Annotated in this window: 12 protein-coding genes; 9 read left to right on the top strand and 3 right to left on the bottom strand. The window is 58.1% G+C overall.

Annotation, left to right across the window (positions count from 1 at the left end; translation table 11 throughout):
* The first annotated feature begins 245 nt into the window (after positions 1-245).
* The 4 genes from BUC36_RS01450 to BUC36_RS19140 all read left to right on the top strand — a co-directional run bounded on the left by BUC36_RS01450 (position 246) and on the right by BUC36_RS19140 (position 5,777).
* Positions 246-2,840, top strand: coding sequence for a TonB-dependent receptor (locus BUC36_RS01450; RefSeq protein ID WP_234994857.1), 2,595 nt, complete (start codon positions 246-248; stop codon positions 2,838-2,840).
* A 204-nt stretch (positions 2,841-3,044) separates the two neighbouring features.
* A complete protein-coding gene (gene egtB, locus BUC36_RS01445) occupies positions 3,045-4,328 on the top strand; it encodes an ergothioneine biosynthesis protein EgtB (protein WP_073270736.1) in 1,284 nt (427 codons plus the stop codon).
* Between the two features lie 8 nt (positions 4,329-4,336).
* Positions 4,337-5,299: an L-histidine N(alpha)-methyltransferase gene (gene egtD / locus BUC36_RS01440; protein WP_073274404.1), complete on the top strand. Its 963-nt coding sequence runs from the start codon at positions 4,337-4,339 to the stop codon at positions 5,297-5,299.
* A gap of 190 nt (positions 5,300-5,489) precedes the next feature.
* Positions 5,490-5,777: a DUF411 domain-containing protein gene (locus tag BUC36_RS19140; protein WP_234994856.1), complete on the top strand. Its 288-nt coding sequence runs from the start codon at positions 5,490-5,492 to the stop codon at positions 5,775-5,777.
* A gap of 8 nt (positions 5,778-5,785) precedes the next feature.
* On the opposite strand, the gene BUC36_RS01430 is transcribed toward BUC36_RS19140, so the two are convergent.
* On the bottom strand, positions 5,786-6,688 hold the full coding sequence (locus tag BUC36_RS01430; protein ID WP_073270732.1) for a LysR family transcriptional regulator: 903 nt from the start codon (positions 6,686-6,688) through the stop codon (positions 5,786-5,788).
* Between the two features lie 136 nt (positions 6,689-6,824).
* Between BUC36_RS01430 and BUC36_RS01425 the strand changes: the two genes are divergently transcribed.
* The 5 genes from BUC36_RS01425 (at position 6,825) to BUC36_RS01405 (ending at position 14,418) form a co-directional block, all read left to right on the top strand.
* Positions 6,825-9,110, top strand: a complete 2,286-nt coding sequence (locus BUC36_RS01425; RefSeq protein WP_073270730.1) for a TonB-dependent receptor — start codon at positions 6,825-6,827, stop codon at positions 9,108-9,110.
* 108 nt (positions 9,111-9,218) lie between these two features.
* The gene (locus BUC36_RS01420) at positions 9,219-10,463 is read left to right on the top strand and encodes a serine hydrolase domain-containing protein (protein WP_073270728.1); all 1,245 of its coding nucleotides are present in this window, start codon (positions 9,219-9,221) and stop codon (positions 10,461-10,463) included.
* A gap of 16 nt (positions 10,464-10,479) precedes the next feature.
* Positions 10,480-11,937 carry an FG-GAP repeat domain-containing protein gene (locus BUC36_RS01415; RefSeq protein ID WP_073270726.1) on the top strand — a complete coding sequence of 486 codons (1,458 nt, stop codon included), beginning with the start codon at positions 10,480-10,482 and terminating at the stop codon, positions 11,935-11,937.
* Positions 11,938-11,940: 3 nt separating this feature from the next.
* Entirely contained in the window at positions 11,941-13,044 is a 1,104-nt protein-coding gene (locus BUC36_RS19020; protein WP_073270724.1) for a glycoside hydrolase family protein, read from the top strand.
* Between the two features lie 402 nt (positions 13,045-13,446).
* Entirely contained in the window at positions 13,447-14,418 is a 972-nt protein-coding gene (locus BUC36_RS01405; RefSeq protein WP_073270722.1) for a hydrolase, read from the top strand.
* On the opposite strand, the gene BUC36_RS01400 is transcribed toward BUC36_RS01405, so the two are convergent.
* Positions 14,415-14,963, bottom strand: coding sequence for an arsenate reductase ArsC (locus BUC36_RS01400; protein ID WP_084535452.1), 549 nt, complete (start codon positions 14,961-14,963; stop codon positions 14,415-14,417). The two genes, BUC36_RS01405 and BUC36_RS01400, sit on opposite strands and share 4 nt — an antisense overlap.
* On the bottom strand, positions 14,954-15,994 hold the full coding sequence (locus tag BUC36_RS01395; protein ID WP_073270720.1) for a methyltransferase domain-containing protein: 1,041 nt from the start codon (positions 15,992-15,994) through the stop codon (positions 14,954-14,956). The genes BUC36_RS01400 and BUC36_RS01395 overlap by 10 nt, the downstream gene beginning before the upstream one ends.
* Positions 15,995-16,093 lie beyond the last annotated feature (99 nt).

The raw sequence follows: 16,093 nt of genomic DNA, 5'->3' as shown, positions 1-16,093 counted from the left end.
TCGGGGCGCTCGTCAAAATAGTTACTCGGGGACAAATGCTGGTCACAAATGCAGATTTTCTGAGGAATCAAATGCCAGTAAAGTCCCAATCCTCATTTTCACGCCACGCAGAACTGACCAGTCACTAGAAAAAAGTCATAACAGGCTTTCAAAAGCGACTTTTCGATCGTAAGATGGCGCCCAATAACAAAAATACGACACCTAAAACATCACGCTTTTATAACAACAAACGCGAGGACGCGATGATGCACGATGCCGATCAGACCGGGAAATCCCGGCAATTCAGCCTGTCCATCCTCTCTGGAGCCATTGCCATTGCCACTGCCATCAGCGGCACGGCCTACGCTGCGGAAATCGAGGAAGTAGTGGTAACCGCGCAGAAACGTGCGGAAAACCTGCAGGACGTTCCTATTGCAATCTCCGCCTTTACCGGCGAGAACATGAAAGACATGGGTGTGGAGAACCTCACCGACCTGGGCAAATTCACCCCGGGCGTTGAGATGAATAACGACACCCCGCTGCAGCCAACCTACAGTATTCGCGGTATTCAAACCGGCGACTTTACTGTGGGTTCCGACCCGGCCGTTGCCGTATACGTGGACGGTGTCTACACCGGTCGCGGTGCCGGCGCCGAAGTGCCGCTGGCGGATATCGAGCGCGTGGAAGTGCTGAAGGGCCCACAGGGCACCCTGTTCGGCCGCAACGCCACCGGTGGTGCCATCCACATCATCTCCAAGAAGCCGCAGGCCGACGACACTACCGAGCTGAGCCTGACCGCCGGCAACTACGGCCGTCAGTCTTCCGATCTGCTGATCAACCGCCAGCTGAGCGATAACCTGTATGGCCGCATCACCGCGTCCAACAACCGTCGCGACGCCTTCGCCGATAATATCGCGGGTGGATTCTCTGCCGGCGACCAGGACACCCAGACTTACCGCGCCTCCCTGCTGTGGGAGCCGACGGCGAATACCGAAGTCCTGTGGCGCGCCGACTACGGCGTAATGGACCAGGGCAGCGCACTGCGCTCCAGTATCGTGCCGAGTCTGCAGGCACTGGACGGCGGTTCCGACGTCTACGGCGACTACGCGCTGGACACCCCGACCATCGAAGATCGCGACTCTTTCGGTACTTCTCTGACCGTTACCAGCGATTTCGACAACTTTACCCTGACTTCCATCACGGCGTTCCGCAAGTTCGACGCGCACCTGCAGCAGGATGAAGACGGCACTGCCAACCCGGATTACATGTTCGGCTCCGCCAACTTCGACGAGCAGGAGCAGTTCTCGCAGGAATTCCGCCTGAACGGTGCCACCGACACCCTGAAGTGGACCGTCGGCGCTTCCTACTCCCAGGAGAAACTGGAGCACCTGACCGAAGCCTACTTCACCTCCGGCTCGCTGGAGTCCTTCGCCGTCTACGAAGGTCTCAAGATGAACCCGGAAACATTTGGCATTCCCCAGGCCGTGTTTGATCAGATGACACAAACACAGCAGGAAGATGCCGCTGTCCAGGCGCGCCAGTATTACAAAGAGCTCGGCCTGGAAGGTATCGCCGCCGCATCTTTCGTCTACGACCTGATGCTGCAGTCCGGCCAGGTTGACCAGTTGCTTGCCGCTTTCGGTGCGCCCGCGGGCGTTACCGGCAGCATGCTGAACTCCCAGGCGATGGCCATGCAGCTGCTGGCCGGTTTCCAGCCCTGGGTCGCTGGCGATGTAGCGTGGAACGAAAATGTCCTGAACACCGGCGACTACCGCTCCACCGCCATCTACGGCGACTTTACCTGGAGCCTGACCGACAAGCTGGATCTGACCGTGGGTGCCCGTTACACCTACGACGAGAAAGACTTCACCATCCAGACTGCCTACCAGAACGCGATTCCGATCGCGCTGACCGGTGGCAATGTGCCGCTGATGGACGGGAACGGCAACGTGATCGGCGTATTGCCGCTGCCGGCCCTGGAACTGCCGGCGCAGCCGTTCGGCATGGCCTTCTACAACAACGGCCAGCCGATTCTGGATTCCAAGCTGAACGACAACTGGAGCGATATCTCCGGTCGTATCGTGCTGGACTACCGCTGGAACGACGACGTCATGACGTTCGTGTCGCTGGCTGACGGCTTCAAGGCCGGTGGTTTCAACAGTCTGAACTTCGGCCCGAATGTCGCGCCGTCCTTCGACCAGGAAGATGTGGTCAACCTGGAAGTCGGTGTGAAGAGCAGCCTGTTCGACAACCGCGTGCGCCTGAACGCGTCTGTATTCAGCTACGAGTACAAGAACCTGCAGGAACTGGATCTGGTGGGCGTGCCCATCCCCAGCTACAACCTGCGTAACTCCGATGCCGAGGGTACCGGTGCGGAAGTCGAGGTACAGTGGGCCGCTACCGATAACCTGTTTATCGCCGGTAACTACTCTTACCTGGACACCGAGTTCACCAAGTACGGCTACATTGAGGCCATCGGTGAAACCGCAGCAGACGCCGAAGAGAAGATCGGCCAGCCGCGTGTTTCCACGCCGGAAAACAAGTTTAACCTGATGGCGGAATACACCATCGACATGGCTTCCGGTGCGGATGTGCGACTGCGCGCTGACTACAACTGGACTGACGAGCGCATTGGTTCCATTTCCGATCCGACTCGTGTCATCGACGACTACCAGCTGCTGAACCTGCGTGCCGGTTGGAACAGCGCCTCTGACCGCTACTCTGCGGCCCTGTGGGTCCAGAATGCCACCGACGAGGAAATCGCCGGCGGTTACGGCGGTACCGGTGCTGCGATCGGTGCCAGCCCTGCCTGGCGCTACATGCCGCGCATGTACGGTGCAGACTTCACCGTCCGCTTCTAAGCGCGTCGCTGAATCAGCCTGATGAGCGTGGGGGCCGGCACTTGCCGGCCCCTTTTTTATGTGCGCTCCCCAAATTTTTGCCTGCCTGGGTCACAGAAAGTGGCGCCGAATGAATCCTCTTTGCGGGCGATTTCATGGGAATCCCGCTAAAACTGCGTATGATCATTTGCAAGCAATTCAAATAAATCGCAGTTGGCTGTTGCCATGACAATACTGGCGGGTGAGGTAAATTCGGAAATTCAGCAGCAACTCCTCTCACGCTACAGACGGGTTCGGGGAGAGACTGAGCAGTTAGTGGATCCGCTATCGGCGGAAGACATGCAGCTGCAGTCCATGCCCGATGCCAGTCCGACCAAGTGGCACCTGGCCCACACCACCTGGTTTTTCGAAACATTTGTCCTGCGCCCACATTTTCCCGGTTACCGCCAGTTCGACCCGGGCTTTCACCAGCTCTTCAACTCTTACTACAACAGCCTCGGCACACCCTTTAGGCGCCCACAGCGGGGCATGTTGTCGCGCCCCGATCTGGATACTGTTTTCGCCTATCGCCGCTTTGTCGACGACTTTATCGGGAGGCTGCTGGACGAGCACCTATTGACTCAGGAACTCGAAACCCTGATCACCCTCGGACTCAATCACGAGCAGCAACATCAGGAATTACTGCTGACGGATATCAAGCACGCTCTGTCGATCAATCCGACTTTTCCCGCCTACAGTGATCCCATACCGGAAGAGGAGGATACCGGACAGGCCGAAGAGTTGCGCTGGCTGCGGATAGCCGGTGGGGTCTACGGAATCGGCAGCGAGGGGGAACATTTTTATTTCGACAATGAAAGCCCGGCACACCAGCAATTGCTACAGGATTTTTCCATCGCCTCCCGGCTGGTAACCAATGGCGAGTTCCTGGAATTTATCGAGGACGGTGGCTACCGCGATCCGCGCCTGTGGTTGTCCGATGGCTGGGCGCATGTACAGCAGAATGCCTGCACCCATCCGCTCTATTGGCAAAAGAGGGAAGAGGGCTGGCATCAATTTACGCTGCACGGCCTGCAGCCCGTTGCCACGGCGGAACCGGTCTGCCACATCAACTTCTACGAGGCCGACGCCTACGCGAGCTGGACCGGCAAGCGCCTTCCAACCGAATTCGAATGGGAAGCAGCAGCGTTTCAGTTGCGCAGGCCGGATCAGTTGGCAACCGCGAATTTGCTGGAAAAGCGCGCTCTGCGCCCCCTCGCCGCCGAGCGCGGGCAGACACAATTCCTCGGTGATCTGTGGGAGTGGACTTCGAGCGCCTATCTGCCATACCCCGGCTTCAGGGCGAGCAGCGATGCGGTGGGCGAATATAACGGCAAATTCATGTGCAACCAGAAAGTCCTGCGGGGTGGCTCCTGTGTTACCCCGGCGGAGCATATCCGCATGAGTTATCGCAATTTCTTCTACCCGCACCAAGCGTGGCAGTTTACCGGAATCCGCCTGGCAGGAGACTGAATGTGAATATGGCCGTGTCGTCCATTCGCGATGAAAAATTGCAGGACAGTGATTTCTTTAGAGATGTGTTGGCGGGCCTGGCGGGTGAGCAGAAAACACTGCCGTGCAAGTATCTCTACGATGAAGCCGGCTCACTTTTGTTTGAGCAGATCTGCGAGCTGGACGATTACTATCTTACCCGCACTGAAGCGGCCATTTTTCGCCAGCACATCACGGCAATGGCACGCCAGGTTGGTCCCGGTGCGCTGATCATTGAACCCGGTGCGGGTAACTGCGAGAAAGTCGAGCCACTGCTGGAACACCTTCAGGCACCAAGCGGCTACTATCCCATCGATATATCTCCGGAGATCCTGTTGGCGGCAAAGGAACGGATAACTGCCCGCCTGCCCAACCTGGAGGTAATCGCCTCGATCGGAGATTTCACCCAGGCGGATGTATGGGAAGGTCTAAAGAATTTATCTACCCAAAAACGCGTGTTGTTCTTCCCAGGCTCCACCATCGGCAATTTCACGCCAGTGCAGGCGGAAAACCTGCTCGGCTTTTTCGCCGCAAAACTGGGCTGCGGAGACGGGCTGCTCATTGGGACCGACCTGGTGAAGGACTCTGTCGTACTAGAGCGGGCCTATTGTGACAGCGAGCATGTCACCGAGGAATTCAACAAGAACATCCTTGCCCGTATCAACAGTGAGTTGAACGGCAACTTCGACCTCTCCCTGTTTGCGCACCGAGCCTTTTACCACCCGCTGCGACAGCGCGTGGAAATGCATCTCGTCTGCTTGAAAAGCCACCTCGTGCAAGTCGCAGGCCGAAAATTCGAGTTTGCCGAAGGGGAGACCATTCATACGGAAAACAGTCACAAGTACTCCATTTCCGGCTTTAACCGACTGCTGCTGAGGGCCGGTTTCAGCCCGGTATGCCACTGGTCCGATCCCCAGCAACACTACGCTATCCACTATGCACAGATCAGTTAATTTGAAGCTCTGCCTATTCGCGCTGGCAGCCTCGCTCAACATATCGCTAAGTTACGCAGCGGAACCGGCGACCGGTACCGCTGACGATGCCTTGACGGTTTACAAGCACCGGCTGTGTTTCTGCTGTAAGCGGTGGATAGAGCACCTCAATGCAAACGGCTTACAGGCCCAAGTGGCTTATAGGGGCAACATGAGTAAGGTGAAGGAACAGTGGGGCCTGCCCGAGGGCATGACGAGTTGCCATACCGCGGTCTGGCACGGCAAGTATGTTTTCGAGGGTCACGTCCCCGCGCGACTGATCAACAAGTTTCTCGCCGATCCGCCCGAGGGCAGTTTCGGCCTGACCGTACCGGGCATGCCGGACGGCAGCCCGGGAATGTATAGAGGCGGTGAGTTCGAGCCCTACAATGTGTACCTGCTTTTGAGTGGCGGCGACTACCGGTTCTATACCCGGATAGAAAAGCCAGAAGATGATTGATTCCGGATTCACAGTTCCACTGATTCCAAATAAGTCCGACAGATGTCGAGGAACTTCTCGACTGCCGGCGAACGAGATCGACCAACAAGCTCAATGACGCTGAGCTCAATTTTCATCGCCGGGTGATGCAGGTCCAGCCTGCACAACTCTCCAGTCTCAATTTCCTTCTTAAAGTAAATCTCCGGTGTCGGCAGCCAGGCATTGGTGCGGAGCAGAATCGACTTCAGGGTGGGGTGATCACCACAAAGCACTTGAGGTGCAGGTTTGGATGTGGCGCGGTCTATTGCCGTCAGTAGTGGATTTGATGGACTGACACTGGTGGCGGCGATCAGCGGGTATTCCGCCAACTGATCAAACTGCACCTCGGCGCATCCCCTCAGTGGATGATCAGGTCCAACAATAATAGAAAGTGGAATATCTCTGAGGGGTTCGTGTCGCAGGCCCTCAACACTGCGGTAACTGACTGATCCTGCCAACAGGATATCCGCCTCGCGCCGCTTTATGCGGTCGACCAATTCAGTGTGGTTTCCTTCGCTAACTGTTACAGATACACCTGGGTAGCGGGCCACAAATTCCGGCAACGTATTGCGGACAATCAGCTCCTTGATCGCCCGCCCGACCGATATATGCAAATCCCCAAATTCGATATGGCGAAAGAGGTCGGCCTCTCGCTGGATCTCGTCGAGATCCAGTAACAGCTCCCTGCAGCGCCCGGCGATCTGCTGGCAAAAGCCTGTCGGCGCCATGCCACTCTTGGAGCGGTCGAACAATTTCACCCCGAGCGCCTCCTCCAGCGTGTTGAGACTGCGGGTCAGGGCGGGTTGGCTGAGGTGTAGCCGCTCGGCAGCACCGTGGATGGTGCCCTGCTGGATGATGGCATCGAGATGCCGGAGGTGTTTGAGAGTCAGCATGAAGGAGAGGATCCATGGCTAATTGATGCAATATGTGCATCATGGGATTTAAATTAATCATTATTAATTATCAATGATCGAGTCTAGCATGGCGCGGAATAATAAAAACGACCCCGAAGGGAGAGGAGACGAGACAATGAAAAGATTCGCGCAGCGTAGTCCGCTCACCGTAGCCATTGCCATGGCGGCAAGTGTCCCCGGCAGTCTGGCCCAGGCCCAGAGCGCCATCGAGGAAGTCACTGTCACGGCGACCAAGCGCGCCGAGAGTATTCAGGACGTCCCCATTTCCATCTCTGCCTACTCCGGCGAGCAGCTGGAAAATTCCGGTGTGGAAGAACTGGAGGATATCGCCAGTATCGCGCCCAACCTGTATGTCACCAAAGCCAGCCAGGCGGTCAACCAGCGTATCGCCATTCGTGGCGTCGGCACCGCCGCCAACAATGCGATGGATCCAAGCGTCGCGGTCTATGTTGACGGCGCCTATATTCCGCGCGCCGGCGCAGTGCTAGGCAACCTGAAGGACATAGAAGTGGCTGAGGTGCTGCGCGGCCCCCAGGGCACACTGTTCGGTCGCAACGCGTCCATGGGCGCCCTGAACTTGCGCACTAGGGCGCCGGAAGTGGGCGCCGATTATCTGAAGATTGACGCCGGTGCCGGCAACTACGGCAGCTACGATACTACCTGGGTCGCCAACAAGAGCCTGGGCGACAACGGCGCCGCGCGCCTGGTGGCTAACTTCGACAGTGTCGACGGTTATGGCAGCAACCGCTACGACGCCAGTGACGATGTAGGTGCGCGCCAGTCCGAGAGTATGCGCACCTCCCTGTTGTACGAGCCCACCGAGAACCTAAGCGCGCTGCTCCGCCTTGATTATCAGCAGCTGCAGAGCAACGGCTCGGTGATCGAGGTGCTGCCGGAATCCGCCACCCCGGAGAGAATGACGATTCTGAATTACCTGGGCGCGGCGCCGGACATATCCGGCCTGGATCACGAGGTTAACCAGATCCATGACGACGATATGGACGATCGCCAGTGGGGCGCTGAGCTGGACGTGACCTGGGAAGAGGTCTTCGCCGGCCACAGCCTGCGCTCCATTAGTGCCTATCGGGACTGGGCGAACGACACCAGTGAACACTCCCTGTTCCGCCTGCCGGTCGACGACCTGACCCGCATCACTGGCTTCTACAGCGATTCTGTCTCCCAGGAGATACAGCTGATATCGCCTGAGGGGGAGAAGTTCGACTATGTAGCGGGTCTCTACTACTTTCGGGAAGACTACGACATAGATCAGACCATCGACCTGGGCGCGGCCTTCTGTCCGCTCACGGGGGGATACGCCAGTATGTGCGCCGCGTTCTCACAGGAGAATGCAACGCCGTCTGAATTCAGCCAATCCGCGGAGTCCTTGGCGGTTTTCTTCCAGGGTACCTATCACTTAAGTGACAATTTTGACCTGACCGCCGGCGTGCGCTACTCGGATGACGACAAGACAGGCAACTTTGTCGTTATGTCCAACAACCCGATCGCGTCCGCGCTACTGGCCGGTCCGGAGAACCACGACAACCTGGCATTTTCAGACGAGCAGATCACCTGGCTCGCCAACGCCAAGTACTTTATCAGTGACGAGATCATGGCCTTCGCCACCGTCTCCACTGGCTACAAGTCTGGCGGCCTCAATTCCGTCATGACCCAGGGCGGTCTCTCCGCTGAGCAGCGCCTATTCGATTCGGAAGAGGTCTTCAATCGGGAGCTGGGCATCAAGAGCACGCTGCTCGATGGCAGCATGGTGGCCAACGCGACCCTGTTCCGCACCGACATCGACAACTTTCAGGACCGCTCCTTCCAGGATCTAACCTTTATCATTTCCAACGCCGGCGAGCTGCGCCAGCAGGGGCTGGAACTGGATCTGCAGTACCACCCGCTGGATGAGCTGTCGTTTAGCCTGGGCTACGCCTACCTGGATTCTGCCTTTCTGTCTTTTGCCAATGGCAGCAACCTGCCTGGCGTGGCGGGGACCCAGGACCTGAGTGGCACACGCAACCGCTACTCACCGGAACACAAGACGAATCTGTCCAGCCAGTGGACCCAGCCCCTCGGCAACAGCGGTATGGAGTGGTTCCTGCGCGGTGAAGTGATGTGGACGGACGACGTCGACGTAGGTGCTACCACCAACAACAACCCACAGACCATTCAAAACGCCTACGCCCTCGCCAACCTACGGGCAGGCCTGAATGGGGACGGGGGAATCTGGTCCCTGAGCGCCTTCGTAGAGAACCTGGCCGACGAAAACTACTGTACCGGTATGTACGACCAACCTTCCGGCGGCGCCTTCGGAACCATCTCTAACGGTGGCACCTTGATTCGCTGTATTCAGGGCGACCCGCGTACCTTCGGTCTACGCGGCAGCTACTACTTCGATTAATCCGTTATTCGCATCGTGTTTGGAGCCCGAAATCTTGGGCTCATTTTTCTTTCGAAATTGCCAGCCACTGACGAAACAGGAAGTGGCTCCAACAATACGAGAATTACTATGCTGTCCGCTGAAAGCCTGCCTCTTAAGTCACTCGTACTGTCACTCACGATGTTGGCACCGATTGCCAACGCGGAGCCTGCGACCGAAATCAATTGGCCGGTGCGCCAAGTAGCGGCGAACTTCAGTCACAAAAACGATGCCGCCCCCATCCATTTTCGCCAGCTGCACACGCTCTACCCGAGCAGGAAAATCGCTAATAGTGAGGCGGTATCGTCGCTTCCTGTAACAAGAAAACAGTTGAAAGTAGCGGATATCCGTTACGACTTCGATGGCAAAGAATCAATCATCGGCGACTATATCGACAACAGACGTCTCACCGGCCTACTCGTGATCAAGGACGGAAAAATCGTTCACGAGAGCAATTACTTTGGCTACGAAGCCGCAAGCAGCCGCATCCTGTTCTCCACTACTAAATCCATTGTCAGTTTGCTGGTCGGTATCGCCATCGACGAGGGATTGATCAACAACGTAAATGAACCGCTTGTAAAGTATCTGCCAGAACTGAAAGGAAGCGGATTTGACGGAGCCAGCATCAAAAATGTGCTGCAAATGACGACCGCGCTGTACTTCGAAGGCGAAAGTGCGGCAGCAGCGGGGGAGGGGCGCGATATTCGCGGCGCCACCGTCAGGAGCCTGGCCTTCGGCAACGGTGGTATGCGCCAGCAGCCAAAAACTGCTCAGCACAAACCGGGGGCAGAGCACGGCGAAGCCTGGGAATACCTGAACACCAACTCCCAGGTGCTTACCGTGCTTTTAGAGCGGGTCGCCGGCACCACCGTAGCCGAATTCGCCCAGGAGAAGCTTTGGACAAAGCTGGGCACCGAACAGCCAGCCTATTGGCTGGTCGATCGCCGCACCGACGAGGATGCGATGGAGCATGGCTGGATGGGGCTTGTTGCCAGTCTACACGACCTGGGACGCATCGGCCTGATGGTCGCTAACGAGGGCAAGTTCAACGGCCATCAAATCGTTTCCGGGGACTGGTTGCGGGAATCCACGACCGCCGATAACACCGCGGTACGCAACCTACCGCACCACAAGAGCACTGACTACGGTTACCAGTGGTGGATTCCACACGGCGACGCCGGAGAATTTATGTCAGTAGGGTTTGCCGGGCAAATTATCTACGTCAACCCAAGTGCGAATGCAGTGGTCGCGCAGACTGCGGCGGATCCCGACTACGGGACAAGGACCAAGGAAGAAGCAGTGGCGGTCTACCGAGCGCTGCTCAGTTCCCTGTAATGTGGGAGGCTGACTGATGTATCTATTCAGATTGGGGTTCCTTATCCCTGTCGCAATGAGCGCGCTGCTGGCGGAAGCGGTAGATGCGCTACCACTCGCTCAGCAAAACAGCACGGCCCTATCTCCCGCGGACGAATACATCAGTTGGCGTGAGCACCTGATTGACGGTGAGCAGGTGAATGGCATTCCCCTGCGGGGAGCCGACGGCCTGGTAATGGCGGATCTCGACAATGACGGTCACGAAGACATCGTCAGCGTGCACGAGGACAGCAATCATGTGCGCATCGCCTTTGCCTCGGCTTTGCCCGACAGATGGGAATCGGTCACTTTACTCGAAGGCGGGATGGTGCAGGAGGTTGAGGACGCAGACCTGGCCGATATGGATGGCGATGGCAATATCGACATTATATTGGCCGTGGAGGGCGGTGCGCTGTTGCTGCTACAAAACCCGGGAAGCGAAGCCCGCATAGCGAGCAACTGGCAGGTCTATCGCCCGGTCAATAGCCTCAACCGCGGCTCCTTTATCCGCGCGGCGGCAGCTGACTTCGACGGCGATGGCAGGCCGGAAATTGTCGCCGCCAACAAGGGCGAAGCCCAGGCTGGGGCCGGCAAGAAAAAACGCCCAACTCTATTCGACTTTCTCTCGGTCTGGTGGGCAGATCCACGCCCGCTGTCAGTTTTCCGCCCGGTTACCGGAGGCCAATTCGACGCAGCCTGGTCCGAGCAGATACTCGCGGAGGTACGGCTTCCAATCAACGCAGAACCGATAGACCTGGACGGCGATGGAGACTTGGATATCGTCGGCGGCGGCCGTGGGCACCAGGGCCTTATCTGGTTCGAAAACCGCGAAGGGGTATTCCGCAGTCAGTGGCTGGACATCGACGGCTGGTCAAACATCTTTTTCGGCGGCATACCCTTCCTCACGGGGCAAACGCTCGCCTTCGGCGACGTCAATGGCGATGGCCGCATCGACATACTGACACAGTTTCAGCTGGATCTGTTTGGCTGGCTGGAACAGCCAGAAAGGCTAGGGGAAGCCTGGCGCGCGCATCCGCTTGGCAGCATAGCCCCGGACCACGTCGCCGCGATCCACGTTGCTGACCTGGACGGCGACAACCTCATGGACGTGGCCATCGGCGGTTATAGCAAAGGGCGGCGTGACCGGGACGAGCCCGGCGGCTACGACCGACCGTTGGGCCGTCTCACATGGTTCAAAAAACTCGACCACGAAGGGCGTCAGTGGCAGCGCCACGATATCTCCCGCCGCATCCGGGGCATGTACGACGAACTACTGGCGCGGGATATGGACAATGACGGTGACCTAGACCTGGTTGGGACTCGCGGCAACAGCGGCCGATTCGATGGCGTCTTCTGGCTGGAACAGCGCCGCAGCGCAGAGCCCGTCGCCAGCTTCTCAACCAGTCGACGCGAAGACAGCGCACAGGTCGAATTGCCGCCAACTGAGAACAACTGAATCGTGAAAATAGATTTACTGAATTTCATCGGTGTCGCGGTGGCACTGCTCATCGGCACCCCAATCAAGGCGGATGGCAACGCTGTGCAGGGTAGTGTGGAGGTGCGCGTCCAACGGCTGCTGGGTAAACCGATCATCTCTCCGCAGCTGGATCCCAGCATCGGCCCCAATATCCAGGGGCCATCACTGATCCGTGTCCCAGAATGGATTGAGGAACCGCTGGGAAAATACTATCTGTATTTTGCTGACCATAAGGGCTCCTATATTCGTCTTGCTTACGCCGATGCGCTGACCGGCCCGTGGAAAATTCACGCACCAGGGACATTACAGCTATATCAGACCGGTTTCCCGCAACAGCCACAAGATCTGTCGCCGGCGCAGCTAAATGCGCTGAAAGAAAAATTCAGAGCCATGGGCGTCGATGTCGACAGTTTCCCCCATGATCCTCTTAAAGAACTGACGACGCCGCATATTGCCTCACCCGACGTCCATGTCGATCACGACAACAGGCGCATATTGATGTACTACCACGGCTTGAAGGCGCCGGGCCAGCAGGTGACCAGAGTGGCGGTTTCCAATGACGGGATCAGTTTTACCTCGCGCGATGAGGATCTCGGGAAAACCTATATGCGCACATTTGCCCATAGGGAACAAACATTTGCCCTCGCCATGCCGGGGCAGATTTATCGCTCCGAAGACGGGATCAGAAATTTCGAGAGCGGGCCGCGGCTCTTTAACAAGGATATGCGCCACGCCGGTTTGCTCAAACGCAATAACACCCTATACGTGTTCTGGACCCAGGTCGGTCACGTGCCGGAGCGGATTCTACTAAGCTATATCGATATATCGGGTCCGTGGACCGGCTGGCAAGAGAGTGAACCAGTTGAGGTGCTGCGCCCAGGTTCCAGCTGGGAGGGTGCCGATGCACCGCTGGAGCCTTCGATTCGCAGCGTCGCTTACGGCCATGTTAATCAATTGCGCGATCCGTATGTTTTCGAGGAGGATGGCCGAACTTATCTTCTGTACACCGTCGCTGGCGAAAGCGGTATTGGCATCGCGGCGGTCCAATTACCGAATAGCGTTAGCGAGGACGGAATCCCGCCGTAAACCTTTAAAGTTGCGCGCCAATTTCGGGAGTTTTGCCGCCAAATCCAGCAGTAGATCCAGCCAGTTTCGCGAGCAAAGTTAGAATCTATGGGCGGCTTTGATATCTCTGAAGCCGTCCCGAGTCAATCTGTTGCTGCGTGGCGGCGACAACCGCACTTATGCGCGTGTCGGACAGCTGGACCGAGGTCGATAGAAGCCCTCCGGAAGAAGACCAATAGAACCCCCTTGCTATAACCGCCAAAAATCACACTTTCCCCGCCAGACTATACTCGCTCACCCGCTGAGTCCCACAGACTAGTTAAAATCCATAGGTGGCCGCCGACAGTGGATGTCACAGGCCCCTTTCTTTGGTTCCACCGCGAAAAGCGTTAAGGTGCGCACTGAGTAAGCTGGATCCGATGTATGACCGAGAAGTTCTCGCCCGCTAAAGGTCTGGGCAACTGCCACCTGCAGACGGTGTTTGCCCGTTTTCACCGCTCTGAAGCCTGGATTCAGACCGATCGCCGCTGGTACGCGACACCAGACGGCGATCGCCTCGCCGTTCACACGCCTCGACAGCTGCGGGACGATCCGGCCGCGCCGCTGGTGCTGGTTTTGCACGGCCTAGAAGGTTCGGTCGCCTCTCCCTACGCCCAGGGCCTGATGGAAAACCTGCTCAAAAGCGGTTTCCAGGTAGCCGTGATGCACTTTCGCGGCTGTGGCGGCATCCCGAACAAGCTGCCGCGCGCCTACCACAGCGGTGACAGCGAGGATCCACGCTGGTTACTGAGCGAATTCAGGAATCAGTTCCCGAATACACCGCTGATGGCGGTCGGCTACTCGCTGGGTGGCAATGTCTTGCTGAAGATGCTGGGTGAAGACGGGCAGGACAGTCCGCTTGCGGCGGCGGTTGCAGTGTCGGCACCGCTCGACCTGCACGCCTGCAGTCGGCGTATCAATAGCGGCCTGTCGCGCGTCTACCAGCGCCACCTGCTGACCTGCCTGAGACGAAGCCTGCGGCATAAGGCCAGCGATCCGTGCCTGGCTGCGGCATTGCCCGACCTGGATGACGGCGCTTATTTCGCCAACTTCCGTCACTTCGACGACGCCTTTACCGCCCCGCTGCACGGCTTCCGCGATGTCGACGACTACTATACTCGCGCGTCCAGCAAGCCACTGCTGAAGGATATCCGCGTGCCGACCATGATCATCAATGCGGTAGACGATCCGTTTATCTGCCCTTCAGCGCTGCCGGCCAAGGCGGAGGTCAGCTCTGAGGTACAGTTACAGATCAGCGAGAAGGGCGGTCACGTCGGCTTTATCAGTGGTTCCCTGTGGCGACCGACTTACTGGCTGGAAACCCGTATTCCTGCGTTTCTCGACTCTGGACGCTAATCGAGGCCCTCTGGCGCCAACGCAGGCACGTCAGCGCCCGCCATTTGCCGCATTGCCTGCGCCAGGTCCTGCCTCGTATATTCTGCCAGGGGCAGTTGAAGCAGCGCATCGAACCGTTGCTTCAGCGTCTCGAAACAATGGGCGAAGGCCGCAGGTTTCTCGTCGTCGGGCACCGCCGCGGGGTCCGGCAACCCCCAGTGCACATGCGTGTAGTCGCCCGCGAACGCCGGACAAACCTCCGCCGCCGCGCTATCGCAAACCGTCAACAGCACATCCAGCTGTGGAGCGCCGCCACCGGTGAACTCCTGCCAGCTCTTGCTGCGGTAGCCGGCTGGCTCGATACCTTGCGCAACAAGTTCCCGCAATGCGAAAGGGTTCACCTTGCCGGTCGGTTGACTGCCGGCACTGAAACACCTGAACCAGCCGGCGGAACAATGGCTGAACAGGGCCTCCGCCAGAATGCTGCGGGCCGAATTGCCGGTACACAGCACCAGGATATTCCAGCGCGGCACCTCGATATCTGTATCGGCCACTTTTAACAACATGGCGCGCCAGTCTCGGCACGCGTTTCCCGGTCGAACGGCAGCCCCCCACCACAGCCTTCGAACAGGCCGTAGTGCGTGGCGAAATCGCCGATAAAATCGAAATGCTCGGCGAAGCGCGTATCCGCCAGCATGCGCCAGGTATTGCCACAAACCGGGAAGACCCTGCCGGTTTCGATAAGATGGTGCTTGTCCAGCACAAATCGGTGCGGGCTGTTGGGTACAGTGCCGCGGTAAACCACCGCCTGCCCATAGTCCTCGCAATCGCTCTCCAGCTGTGCGAGCTTGAACAGGCGGTAACTGGCAGAGAAGAAACGCAGGTTTCCGCAGCGCTCCAGGAGTTCCGGATTGGTGATCTGCAGCGGCCGGTCCTCGACCAGGCGTGCATCGATGAAACCGCTGGAACGCGCCAGGTTCAGGAAGTCGTTCCAGTAAAGTGCGCCGCCCAGGCACTCGCCATAGAGTACCGGGTCTGTGCGCAATGCTTCCGGCACGCGGCGATCGGCATAGACATCGGAGAAATAAAACTCGCCGCCTTCCTTCAGCAGCCGGTGTATTCCCCGCAGCACAGCTTCCTTGTCTGTAGACAGGTTCACCACGCAGTTAGACACAATCACGTCAAAACCGCCGGGCTCCAGATCAAGCTCGTCCAGCCGTTCGATATAGCCGTGCAGGAAGCGCACATTGTCAAAGCCGAATTGCTCTGCGTGGTAGTCGCGGTGCTGTTCTGCCACCGCCAACTGTTCAGCAGTCATGTCCACGCCCACCACAGAGCCGGTCGGACCGACCAGCTGGGCGAGGGCATAGACGTCGCGCCCGGAGCCACAGCCCAGATCCAGCACGCGGCAGCCCTCCAGCAGCGGCGGGCATACCAGGCCGCAACCGTAGTAGCGCGACAGCACTTCCGGGTGGATCCTGGCCAGCAGCGGCTTCAGCCACTCGGGCACGGCGCTGGCGTCGCAGCAAGCGTCGGTTTTCAGGTCAGCCGAACCCTGGAGTTGGCGTCCGTAGTAGTCCTGTACGGCTTCATGCATCTGTAGCTTTCCTTCAGCAGAGTATTGATCAGCGTCGCCGCAGGGTAGGTGCGGCCCTGGGGCTATTCAAGCGCAATTCCGGCTATCTGTCGTCAACGC

The sequence above is a fragment of the Microbulbifer donghaiensis genome (assembly GCF_900129095.1).
Lineage (GTDB): Bacteria > Pseudomonadota > Gammaproteobacteria > Pseudomonadales > Cellvibrionaceae > Microbulbifer > Microbulbifer donghaiensis.
Note: the sequence above shows the minus strand (reverse complement) of the source record. Positions and strands in the feature narration are given on the sequence as shown.

What these genes read in the sequence shown, in the direction of transcription:
- BUC36_RS01450 (WP_234994857.1), top strand. Translation starts at nt 246, where the DNA reads ATGCACGATGCCGATCAGACCGGGAAATCCCGGCAATTCAGCCTGTCC.
- egtB (WP_073270736.1), top strand. Translation starts at nt 3,045, where the DNA reads ATGACAATACTGGCGGGTGAGGTAAATTCGGAAATTCAGCAGCAACTC.
- egtD (WP_073274404.1), top strand. Translation starts at nt 4,337, where the DNA reads ATGGCCGTGTCGTCCATTCGCGATGAAAAATTGCAGGACAGTGATTTC.
- BUC36_RS19140 (WP_234994856.1), top strand. Translation starts at nt 5,490, where the DNA reads ATGAGTAAGGTGAAGGAACAGTGGGGCCTGCCCGAGGGCATGACGAGT.
- BUC36_RS01430 (WP_073270732.1), bottom strand. Translation starts at nt 6,688, where the DNA reads ATGCTGACTCTCAAACACCTCCGGCATCTCGATGCCATCATCCAGCAG.
- BUC36_RS01425 (WP_073270730.1), top strand. Translation starts at nt 6,825, where the DNA reads ATGAAAAGATTCGCGCAGCGTAGTCCGCTCACCGTAGCCATTGCCATG.
- BUC36_RS01420 (WP_073270728.1), top strand. Translation starts at nt 9,219, where the DNA reads ATGCTGTCCGCTGAAAGCCTGCCTCTTAAGTCACTCGTACTGTCACTC.
- BUC36_RS01415 (WP_073270726.1), top strand. Translation starts at nt 10,480, where the DNA reads ATGTATCTATTCAGATTGGGGTTCCTTATCCCTGTCGCAATGAGCGCG.
- BUC36_RS01405 (WP_073270722.1), top strand. Translation starts at nt 13,447, where the DNA reads ATGACCGAGAAGTTCTCGCCCGCTAAAGGTCTGGGCAACTGCCACCTG.
- BUC36_RS01400 (WP_084535452.1), bottom strand. Translation starts at nt 14,963, where the DNA reads ATGTTGTTAAAAGTGGCCGATACAGATATCGAGGTGCCGCGCTGGAAT.
- BUC36_RS01395 (WP_073270720.1), bottom strand. Translation starts at nt 15,994, where the DNA reads ATGCATGAAGCCGTACAGGACTACTACGGACGCCAACTCCAGGGTTCG.